The sequence below is a fragment of the Ramlibacter sp. genome, assembly GCF_035706265.1.
Taxonomy (GTDB): Bacteria; Pseudomonadota; Gammaproteobacteria; order Burkholderiales; family Burkholderiaceae_C; genus Ramlibacter.
In genome coordinates this window covers 1-10,323 of record NZ_DASSVG010000075.1, presented here as the reverse complement: position 1 = coordinate 10,323, position 10,323 = coordinate 1, and the positions used below count along the sequence as shown (strand labels likewise).

Annotated in this window: 5 protein-coding genes and 1 pseudogene; 1 reads left to right on the top strand and 5 read right to left on the bottom strand. The window is 72.2% G+C overall.

What is annotated here, in order from left to right:
• The coding region (locus VFM98_RS02870; protein ID WP_325108388.1) for an FAS1-like dehydratase domain-containing protein at positions 1 to 836 on the bottom strand (836 nt) is incomplete at its 3' end.
• A gap of 149 nt (positions 837 to 985) precedes the next feature.
• On the opposite strand from VFM98_RS02870, the gene VFM98_RS02865 reads away from it, so the two are divergent.
• Positions 986 to 2,260 (top strand): MFS transporter, encoded by a 1,275-nt coding sequence (locus VFM98_RS02865; RefSeq protein ID WP_325108387.1) that lies wholly within the window; start codon positions 986 to 988, stop codon positions 2,258 to 2,260.
• A 3-nt stretch (positions 2,261 to 2,263) separates the two neighbouring features.
• Here the strand turns inward: VFM98_RS02865 and VFM98_RS02860 are convergent, their stop codons facing one another.
• The 4 genes and pseudogenes from VFM98_RS02860 to VFM98_RS02845 form a co-directional block, all read right to left on the bottom strand.
• A complete protein-coding gene (locus VFM98_RS02860; RefSeq protein ID WP_325108386.1) occupies positions 2,264 to 2,950 on the bottom strand; it encodes a nitroreductase in 687 nt (228 codons plus the stop codon).
• On the bottom strand, positions 2,947 to 4,956 hold the full coding sequence (recD, locus tag VFM98_RS02855; RefSeq protein WP_325108385.1) for an exodeoxyribonuclease V subunit alpha: 2,010 nt from the start codon (positions 4,954 to 4,956) through the stop codon (positions 2,947 to 2,949). The genes VFM98_RS02860 and recD overlap by 4 nt, the downstream gene beginning before the upstream one ends.
• Positions 4,953 to 8,591, bottom strand: coding sequence for an exodeoxyribonuclease V subunit beta (gene recB / locus VFM98_RS02850; RefSeq protein WP_325108384.1), 3,639 nt, complete (start codon positions 8,589 to 8,591; stop codon positions 4,953 to 4,955). The genes recD and recB overlap by 4 nt, the downstream gene beginning before the upstream one ends.
• Positions 8,588 to 10,323, bottom strand: a pseudogene (locus tag VFM98_RS02845) (exodeoxyribonuclease V subunit gamma); the annotation flags it as partial. The gene recB and the pseudogene VFM98_RS02845, both read right to left, overlap by 4 nt.

Here is a 10,323-nt window from a genome sequence, read left to right as displayed (position 1 = left end):
CCCTCGTGGTCCTGCGCCCAGAGCTGCGCGCTGCGCCCGTCGGCGGACGGCTTGCCGCAGACGCGGAAGGGATGCAGGTCGAAGGTGGGCCGCACGGCGCGGAAGCTGAAGCTGCGCAAGCTGGCCTCCGGCCGCTGGCGGCGCGCCAGGTCCGCCAGCAGAGTGGCGATCAGCGGGCCGTGCACGACCAGGCCCGGGTAGCCCTCGACCTCGGTAACGTAGCTGCGGTCGTAGTGGATGCGGTGGCCGTTGAAGGTGAGCGCCGAATAGCGGAACAGCAGCACCGGGTCGGGCACGATCTCACGCCACCAGGGCGCGTCCGCCGGCGCGGCCTGCGGGGCGGCCACCGGGTCGCCGGGGCGCGCGAGCGGGCGGTACACGATGTCGTGTTCCTCGGTGAGCGCGAGCCCCTGCGCGTTGCGCACCTCGTGCTGCACCAGCACGAACACGAGGTCGCCGCTGCGGCCCGATTTGTGCGTCACCGAGCCGATGCGCGAGGTGCGTTCGATGTTGTCGCCCACGCGCAGCGGCGCATGCCAGGTGTGGCGGCCGCCGGCCCACATGCGGCGCGGCAGCGGCACCGGCGGCAGGAAGCCGCCGCGGCGCGCATGGCCGTCGGGGCCCACCTCGCTCTGGCGGTAGCAGGGCAGGAAATAGAGCCAGTGCCACAGCGGCGGCAGCTCGGTGCCGGCCTGCGGCAGCGGATCGTCGCGATCGAGGGTGGCCGAGAGGTTGCGCACGGGCGCGGCGGTGACTTCGTCGCGCAGCGTTTCGCTGCGGCCTTCCCAGGCGCGCAGCTCGGCCAGCAGTTCGGGGGTGAGGGTGGAGTCGGGCATGCGCGCATTAAACCAGCCTTGCCGACAGGAGAGCGGATCGGCCGGCGCGGCACGCCGCCGATGGCCCCTGCCCCGGCGCCGGCGCGCCGATGCCGCCACAATAGGGCCGCCGGGGCCCCTTCACCCCTCGGCCCACAAGGAGTGAAAGCTTGACTTCGGCATTGCGCAGCCGCTGGTATTTCGGCTGGAACATCGTCGCCGCGGCGGCCCTGCTGACCCTGTTGTCCACCGGCATGCGGCTCGGCATCGGCCCGTTCTTCCTGCCCATCGCGCACGACCTCGGCTTCAGCCGCAGCCTGCTCGCCACGATCGTGGCCATCGGCATGGCGTGCTACGGGCTGGCGATGCCGGTGGGCGGCCACCTGATCGCGCGCTTCGGCACCCGCAGCGTGCTGCTGCTGGGGGCCGGCGTGGTGGGGGCTTCGGTGGCTTGGGCCGTGCTCACGCGCGATCCGTTCTCCTTCATGCTGGCCTTCGGCGTCGGCTTTTCCGTGGGCCTGGCCTTCGTGAGCCCGGTTTCGCTCACGCCGGTGATCAGCCACTGGTTCACGCGCCGGCGCGGCATGGCGCTGTTCTTCCTCTCGACGGGCTCGATGGCCGGCATGGCCGTGATGACGCCCGTGAGCGCCTGGGCGATCGAATCCTTCGGCTGGCGCGCCACCCTGGTCGGCTTCGCCGCGGTGTTCATGGGGCTCACGCTGCCGGCGGCGCTGTTCGTGATCCGCGACACGGCGCCGGAACACACCGACCTGCTGCCCGAGGAAGCCGCGGCCCAGCGCGCCCGGTCGGCCACGCCGCCCTTGAGCCTGACGCTGCGCGAGGCCATGCGCACCGTGCCGTTCTGGAAGATCTTCTTCGGCCTGTTCTGCTGCGGCTTCAGCATGAACCTGCTCGGCACGCACGGCATGCCCATGCTGATGGACCACGGCTTCGACGCCTTCACCAGCTCCATGGGCATCGGCCTGATCGGCATCGTGGCGATCGGGGGCACGCTGGTGCTGGGCCGGCTGGCGGACCGCGTGCCGCGCCGCAAGCTGCTGGCGGTGATCTACTTCATCCGCGGGCTCGGCTTTTTCGCCCTGGTGCTGGTGGGAACGCATTGGGAGCTTTATGCCACCGCCACCATCGGCGGGCTGGTGTGGGCGGGCAGCATCGCCCTGTCTTCGGCCATCCTCGCGGACGTGTACGGCGTGCGGCTGGTGGGCGTGTTGTACGGCATGGCGTACCTCGGGCACCAGCTGGGCGCGACGATCAGCTCGTGGCTCGGAGGCTGGGCCTACGAGCACTTCGGCACGCACTGGATCGCGTTCGGCGCGTCGGGCACGCTGCTGATCGCGGCGGCGCTGGTGTCGCTGCAGCTGCCGCGCAAGGGGTTCACGTTGATGGCGCCGCAGGTGTCGCCGGAGGCGGTGCCGGCCCGGTAACCCTCAATCCACCCACTGCACCGCCTCGTCCACCTCCGCCCGCGAGGTGCGGAAGGCGTTGGCGGGATGGGCCGGGTCCTCGTAGCCGAAGGCGATGCCGCAGACCACCTTGCGGTCTTCGGGCAACTGCAGGCGCTCGCGCCAGAAGGGCGCGGCGGCTGCCTGCGCGGCCTGCGCGATGCTTGCCACGCCGAGCGACCAGGCGGCCAGCATGAAGTTGTGCACGTAGGCGCCGCAGTCGATCGCGGCATAGGTGCCCAGCGGCGCATGGCTGCTCACGATGGCCAGCTGCGGCGCGCCGAACAGCCGATAGTTCTCCAGCCACTGGCGCTCGTACGCGGCCTTGTCGCCGCGCGGCACGCCGGTGGCGGCATAGAGCTGCAGTCCGCACTCCCGCCGCCGCTGGAGGTAGACGCCTTCGTAGCTGGCCGGGAACGCGAAGTCCGGCTGCGGCGGATGCGCACGGGCGTGGGCCATCAGTTCCCCGCGCAGGCGCTCGGTCGCCTCGGGCGAGAGCACGTGCAACTGCCACGGCTGCGCGTTGCACCAGGAAGCGGTGCGCTGCGCGATCGCGAGGATGCGCTCCACGGTGGCGCGCGGCACCGGTTCGGGCCGGAAGCCGCGGCAGCTGTGGCGCTCCGCGAGCAGCTGCTCCAGCACCTCCGCGCGCGGCGCGTTGTCTTGCGTCATGGTCGAACTCCTCCTGTCACGCGCGGCCCCTCGCCGCCCTGGCGGGTGCGCCGCGCGAGCGCCGATTCCAGCACATGCTGCGCGCCGGCGGGCACGGCCAGCGTGAAGCGATTCTTGGCCCGGGTGATGCCGGTGTAGACCAGCTCGCGCGTGAGCACGCGGCTCGCCTCCTGCGGCAGCAGCAGCGCGGCATGGCCGAACTCCGAACCCTGCGACTTGTGCACCGTCATCGCGAACACCGTCTCCACCGCCGGCAGCCGGCTGGGCAGGATCCAGCGGATGCCGCCGTCGCTGCCTTCGAAGGCCACGCGCGGCAAGGTGCGCGCCTCGCCGGGCACGGGCAGCGGCAGGGTGATGCCGACGTCGCCGTTCATGAGGCCCAGCGCGTAGTCGTTGCGCGTGACCATCACCGGCCGCCCTGCGTACCAGCCGGTGGCCGAGGCCGTGAGCTTCTCCGCATGCAGCAACGCGGCGATGCGGTCGTTGAGCCCTTCGACGCCGTAGGGCCCGCGGCGCACGGCGCACAGGAGCTGGAAGCTGCCGTAGGCCTGCAGCACCTCGCGCGCCCAGGCATCGAAGGCCTCGCGCGGCGCCTCGGACGCCGGCGCCTGCGCCACCCGCGCGAGGTACTGCCGGTAGCCATCGAGCACCAGGCGCCGCAGCATCGCGTCGCGTGCATCGAGCTCCAGCCAGGCGAGGTCGTCGTGGCCCGCATGCAGGATCTGCTGCGCGCGTGCCGTGTTCCCCTCGTTCACCGCCTCCGCGAGCCGGCCGATGCCACTCGCCGCGCCGAAGCGCCAGCTGTGCCGCAGCTTGACCACGCCCTGGTCCAGCGGCTCGCCCTGCACGTCCACCAGTTCCGCGGGAATGCGTTCGCCGGTGAGCGATTCGAGCCACTCGCGCGTCGCGGGCCGGTAGTGGCCGGCGTCCGCGCGGGCGCACAGTTCGCCCAGCACGTTGCCGGCTTCCACCGAGGCGAGCTGGTCCTTGTCGCCCAGCAGCACGAGGCGCGCGCGCGCCGGCAAGGCCGCGATCACGGCGGCCATGGTCTCCAGGTCCACCATCGAGGCTTCGTCGAGCACCAGCACGTCCAGCGGCAGCGGATTGCCCGCGTCGTGGCGAAAGCGGCGCGTGCCGCCGAAGCTTCCGAGCAGGCGATGCACCGTACTCACCTCGGTGGGGATCGCCTGCCGCACCGCCTCGCCGGCGGGAAGCCGCGCGAGGCGCAGCCCTGCGACTGCGTTGGCAATCGAAGCGTTCAGGCGCGCCGCTGCCTTGCCCGTGGGCGCCGCGAGCCGGATGCGCAGGCGGCGGGCGCTGCCGTCCTGCCCCGAGAGCGCCAGGTGCTGCAGCAGCGCCAGCAGCCGCACCACGGTGGTCGTCTTGCCGGTGCCGGGACCGCCGGTGACGATGCTGAAGCGCGTGCGCAGCGCCACCGCGCAGGCGATCTTCTGCCAGTCGGGGTTCGGCGTTGCGTCGTCGCGCACGAACAGTTCGTCCAGTGCCAGGCGCGCCTGCCCGAGCGCCTGCGGGCTCCAGGCCTCTTCGGCCGCGAGCCGCTGCTCGATGCCGGCACGCACCGACTGCTCGTGCTGCCAGAAGCGGCGCAAATACAGGCGCGTGCCTTCCAGCACCAGGGGCGTGCTGCCCTCGCCCGGCGCCACGAGGCGCGGATCCGCGAGCGCGCGCTGCCAATCGGCCAGGCTGACGCCCTGCAGCAGGGCGGCGGGTGCGATCGGCTCCGCCGCTTCGCGCTCGTCCTCCGGCGGGATCGCCAGCGCGTCCGCCGCATCCTTCACCACCGCATCGAGGGCCAGCGCCACGTGGCCGCGCCCGAGCTGGTGGCTCACCAAAGCGGCGCCGAGCAGCAGCAACGGATCCGCATCCTCCGCTTCGCGCGCGAGAAAGGCGGCGAACACCGCATCGAGCTCGCGCAGCCAACCGGCCGCGACCCAGCTTTCGAGCAGCTGCAGGCACGCCTCGCGCGAACGCAGCATCGCGTTCATGCCGGCACCTCCTGCGCGAACAGGCGGTCCAGCGCGTCCATCAACGCAACCGGCGGACGCTCCAGGTGCAAGCCTTGCGAGGGCGCGGCATGCCCGCGCAGGAACACGTAGACCGCGCCGCCGACGTGGCGCTCGTAGTCGTAGTCCGGCAGGCGCGAGCGCAGCAGGCGATGCAGGGCGAACAGGTAGAGGCTGTACTGCAGCTCGTAGCGGTGGTGCAGCACCTCGTCGCGCATGGCTTCCACCGTGTAGGCGCCGTCGTCCGGCCCCAGCCAGTTGGACTTGTAGTCGGCCACGTAGTAGCGCCCCTCGTGCTCGAACACGAGGTCGACGAAGCCCTTCAACATGCCGTGGAGCTGCTGCGATTCCAGCGGCGCACGCGGCAGGCCCTCCAGCGTGTGGCGGCACACCAGCGTGTCGAGCGTCTGCGCCTCGACGTGCGAGGCGGCGAGCCAGAACTCCATCTCCGGCTGGATCGCCTGCAGCTCGCGCGGCGCGACAAGGCGCGCATCCGGTGTCAGGCGGCGCAGGTCCAGCGGCGTCGCGAGCCAGCGGGTGAGCCAGGTGCCCAGCGCCTCGCAGTGCGGCGCCCAGCGCGCCGGCCGGCAGCGGCGCGCGATCTGGCGCTGCAGCTCCGCCGGCGCAGCGGCGCTGGCGCCGAAACCCTCGCGGCCCGCCCATTCGAGCAGGCCGTGCAGGAAGCTGCCGGCCGCGGGGCCGCGTGGGAAATCGTGCAGCGTCCCCGTGGAGACCGGCGCGGCCGCCTCGGGCCGCCGCTCCTCCGCCGCTTCGAGATAGGTCTCTTCTTGGGCCGTCTGCGGAATGCGGTGCTCGCGTGGTGTCGGGCCACCCGCGGCGCGGCGCAGGCGCGAATAGCTGGCGATCCACCACGGCTCCGGCGCGCGGGCCGGCAATGGCGGCGGCAGGGCGAGCTGCAGCGGCGGCTCGTCCGACCGGTAGCGGTCTTCGGTGGGCGCGGGCGCGGGCTGCACGGAGATGGAGGGGCAGGCGCCCAGTGCGACCTCCGCCACGCGCCGAAGTTGGCCGGGCACGATCGCCCCGCCGCCTGCGAGCAGGTAGCCCAGCGCGCTGCGCTCCAGGTCCTGCGTCGGCGCCAACGCGATCCAGGTCGCGAAGCGCGCGCGCGTCAAGGCGACATAGAGCTTGCGCAGGTCCTCGCCCAGGCGCTCGTGGTCGGCGCGGGCCAGCACCGCATCCTCGGCGCGCAGCGACAACTGCAGCCGGCCCTCGTCGTCATGCCACTTGACCGGCACTTCGTCGGCCTTCACCGGGCGGCAGGCGCACGGAAAGGGCACGAACACCAGCGGGTATTCGAGTCCCTTGGACTTGTGCACGGTGACGACCTTCAGCAGGTCGGCATCGCTTTCCAGGCGCAGCTGCCGGTTGTCCACGGCCACCGTGCCCTCGGCGCGCTGCTCTGCCAGGTAGCGCACCAGCGCGTGCTCGCCATCGAGCAGCATGCTGGCCTGCTGCAACAGCTCCGCCAGGTGCAGCAGGTCCGTGAGCATCCGTTCCTCGTCGAGCGCGATCAGGCGCTGCGGCACCTGGAAGTCGTGCAGCAGCCGGCGCAGCATCGGCAGCACGCCCTGGCGCTGCCAGCAATTGCGGTAGCCGCGGAACTGCTCCAGCTTTTCTTCCCAGTGCAGCTCGTCGTGGTTCAGCCGGTCCAGCGCCGCCCAGTCCTGCGCCAGCAAGGCGGTGGCGAGCGCGGCACGCACGAGGCCGCCCTCGTCGGGCGCGGCACAGGCCTGCAGCAGGCGCTGCAGCTCGCCGGCCGCGTCGCTGGCGAAGACATTGTCGCGGTCGGAGAGATAGACGCTGCCCACGCCGCGTTGGGACAGCGCCTTGCGCACCGCGCGCGCTTCCGTGCCGTCGTTCACCAGCACCGCGATGTCGCGCGGGCACAGCCGCTGCACCTTGCGCTTCTCGTCGACGAAGCCGGCCTGGCCCTGCTGCGCCAGCCGCAGCAGGCGCACGATCTCCGTCGCCGTCGCATCGGCCAGGGCTTCGCGGTACGCGCCGGGGCGAAGCGCCTCGCCGGGGTCGTGCCACCAGCAGGTGAGCGCCGGCGCATCCGCACCGGCCACGCGCCAGCGCTGCTCGCGCCCCTTCGCCTGCACGGGCAGGAAGGGCAGCGGGTTCTCGCCTTCGCTGCGGAACAGGAAGGCACCTTCGCCGTCGGGTCGCTGCTCCGCCTGCAGGAACAGGTGGTTGACCGCCTCCACCATCGGCTGGGTGGAGCGGTAGTTGGTGCCCAGCGTGGTGTGGTGGCCCGCCGTGTCGCGCCGCGCCTCCAGGTAGGTGTAGATGTCGGCTCCGCGGAAGGCGTAGATCGCCTGCTTGGGGTCGCCGATCAGGATCAGCGCCGTGTCGGCCTGCCCCTGGTAGACGGTGCGGAAGATCTCGTACTGGACCGGGTCGGTGTCCTGGAATTCGTCGATCAGCGCCACCGGGAACTGGCGGCGGATCAGGGCCGCGAGCCGCGCGCCGCTGTCGGGCCGGCGCAGCGCGTCGCGCAGGCGCGTGAGCAGGTCGTCGAAGCCCATCTCCGCGCGGCGGTGCTGCTCCGCGGCCATGCGCGCCGTGACCCAGTGCGCCGCATGCGCGAGCACTGTGTCCTTGCATTCCGGCAGGCAGGCCAGCCGCTCGCGCAGCAGCTCGAGCGCTTCCAGCGCTTCATGCCGGGGCGCATCGTCGGCAACCTTCCATGCTTCGCGCAGGCCGGCTTGCGTGAGGCGCGTCCAGGCGGTGGCGGTGAGATCGGGCACGGGCTGCGTGCCGGCGCACCACTCGCGCAGCTTCTGCAGCCAGCGCTGGTAGTCGGCCTTCTTCAGCTTGCGGCCGTCGACCTTCTTCGCGTCGACGGCGGCATCGAGCATCTGCTGCAGCGCGTCGCACCATGCCGGCCAGGGCGCGCGCAGTTGTTCGATCTGCTGCGTGCGGGCGAGGCGGGCTTCGCGCAGCGCGGTCGCCGGCTCGGGCGCGTCGTCGAGGCGATCGGCCTGCGGCAGCAGGTTGCGCAACGCGAGCCGCAGCGCGTCGGGTGTCTTCCACCAGCCGGCGACGCAGTCGGCGTCTTCCGGCGGCAGCGGATAGAAGAAGGTGCGCCAGTAGTCGCGCACGGCCTCCTGCTCCAGCTCGGTCAGGTCGGCTTCGAGGGCCTGGCTGAACAGGCTGCCGCTGTCGAAGGCGTGTTCGCGCAGCATGCGGTTGCACCAGCCGTGGATGGTGGAAACGGCGGCCTCGTCCATCCATTCGGCGGCCAGACGCAGCGTCTGCGCGCAGGCCGGCCACTGACCGGGGGCATAGCTCGCGCGCAGGTCGCGCAGCAGCGGATCGAGCTCCTTCGCCTCGCCGGTGAAGGCATCTGCGGCTTCGGCGAGGCGGGCGCGGATGCGGTCGCGCAGTTCCTTGGTGGCGGCCTCGGTGAAGGTCACGACCAGGATCTCGGGCGGCGTCAGCGCTCGCGGGAAGGCCGCCTCGCCGCCGTGCCCCAGCACCAGCCGCAGGTACAGCGCGGCAATCGTGAAGGTCTTGCCCGTGCCCGCGCTCGCCTCGATCAGGGCGCTGCCCTCCAGGGCGAAGCGCAGCGGGTCCAGCAGCACGGGGCTCATTCCGCTTCTCCCTTCGGGGGCGCGCCGAGCGCGTCACGCAAGGGGCGCAGCAGCTTGATCGCCCAGTGCTCGAACTCGTCGACGTAGAAGGCGTCGAAGCCGGGAAACGCGCGGGCGAGATAGGGATCGCGCTTGCATTCGTTCTCGTGGCACTTGCGCGCCTCCTCGCGGGCGCGGTCCATGGAAGGCTCGCCTTTTTCCGGCGCCGCGTACCGCAGCCAGGCCGTGGCGCTTTCGACGCTGAAGGGCAGCGGCCGGCGCATCCCTTCGCGCCAGGCCTGCAGCAGGTCCTTCCACCAGGCCAGCGCCGCATCCTGCGCCAGTGGCGGCAGCGTGGCGCTGCCGGCCTTGCTGACGATCACGCTCGTGAGGGGGCGGCCTTCGAGCTGGCCGGCCACGTGCGCCACCCAGTGCGGCAGCAGGCGCGCGAGGCGCCAGCGCCGGTCCTTCACCAGGCCGCTGCTTTCCAGCACCAGACGGCAGCGCGCCCCATCCGCAGCGGCGCGCAACTGCGACAACCAGTCCTCGAACAGCAGTACAGGTTGCGCGCCTTCGTCGCGGAAGGCGAGCGGCTCGTCGGGCAGCGCGTGCGGCCAGGCCTGCAACACCTGCATGTAGCGCTCGAACAGCTTGTCCATCGGCTGCGCGAGCTGCGCCGCCACCTGCGCCGCGAAGGCGCCGTGCGGCAGCTCGCCGCGCGCGGCGAAGCGGGCCAGGCGCGCCTGCAGCGCGTCCTCGCGCGACGCGCCGGCATCGACCGCCGCGCGCTGCACCCGGATCAATTCGTCCTGCAGGGTCCAGTTCTCCAGGCCATCGAGGCCGAAAGGCTCCTGGTCCTGCGCCGCGGCATCCTCGTCGGCCAGGCGCACCGCGAGCCGGTGCTCGAAGAAGACGCGCACCGGGTTGCGCACGAAGCGACCCAGCGCCGCGAGCGTGAGCGGCGCCTGGGCGGACGGCGCATCCAGCGCCTGCGTCGGCGTACCGACGGCCGGTGCGTGCAGGCTCGCGCGCCACTCGGCCGCGTAGCTGAAAAGCCGCGGGTCGCTGCCGTCGAAGTACGCGGCGTGGAAGGGCTGCAGGCGGTGTTCCACCGTGAGCGCCTTCACCAGTTCGCGCCCCGGCTTGTCGCCCTTGGCGCCCTGCAGGCGCCAGCCGGCCGCGAGGTGGTCGCGCAGCTGCGCCACCAGCACGGAGGGCGGCCGCTCCTCGTTGTCCTGGATGCTGCGGCCGACCCAGCTCACGTGCAGGTGTTCGCGCGCCGACAGCAGCGCCTCCAGGAACAGGTAGCGGTCGTCCTCGCGCCGTGAGCGGTCGCCCGGGCGGTACTCCTGCGCCATCAGGTCGAAGTCCACCGGCGGGCGCGAGCGCGGATAGTCGCCGTCGTTCATCCCGAGCAGCGCGATCCAGCGGAAGGGGATCGCGCGCATCGGCATCAGCGAGGCGAAGGTCACGCCGCCGGCGAAGAAGGGCTGGTGCAGGCCTGGCGGCTCCAGGCTCTCCAGCCAGTGCGCGCGCACCACCGAGAGCGGCAGCGGCTCGGCCAGTTGTGCCTCCTCGCAGGCAAGCTGCCACTCGTCCAGCGCGGTCTGCGCGCGCAACAGCGTGAGGCCGTCGACGCTCGCTTCGGCCGCATCGAAGAAATCGGTGAGCAGCTGCTGCAGCCGCGCCACCCATTGCGCGGGCGGCGCGGGCTCGTCCAGCACCTGCCAGTGCTCTTCCAGCGCCTCCATCA

What these genes read in the sequence shown, in the direction of transcription:
- VFM98_RS02860 (WP_325108386.1), bottom strand. Translation starts at nt 2,950, where the DNA reads ATGACGCAAGACAACGCGCCGCGCGCGGAGGTGCTGGAGCAGCTGCTC.
- recB (WP_325108384.1), bottom strand. Translation starts at nt 8,591, where the DNA reads ATGAGCCCCGTGCTGCTGGACCCGCTGCGCTTCGCCCTGGAGGGCAGC.
- recD (WP_325108385.1), bottom strand. Translation starts at nt 4,956, where the DNA reads ATGAACGCGATGCTGCGTTCGCGCGAGGCGTGCCTGCAGCTGCTCGAA.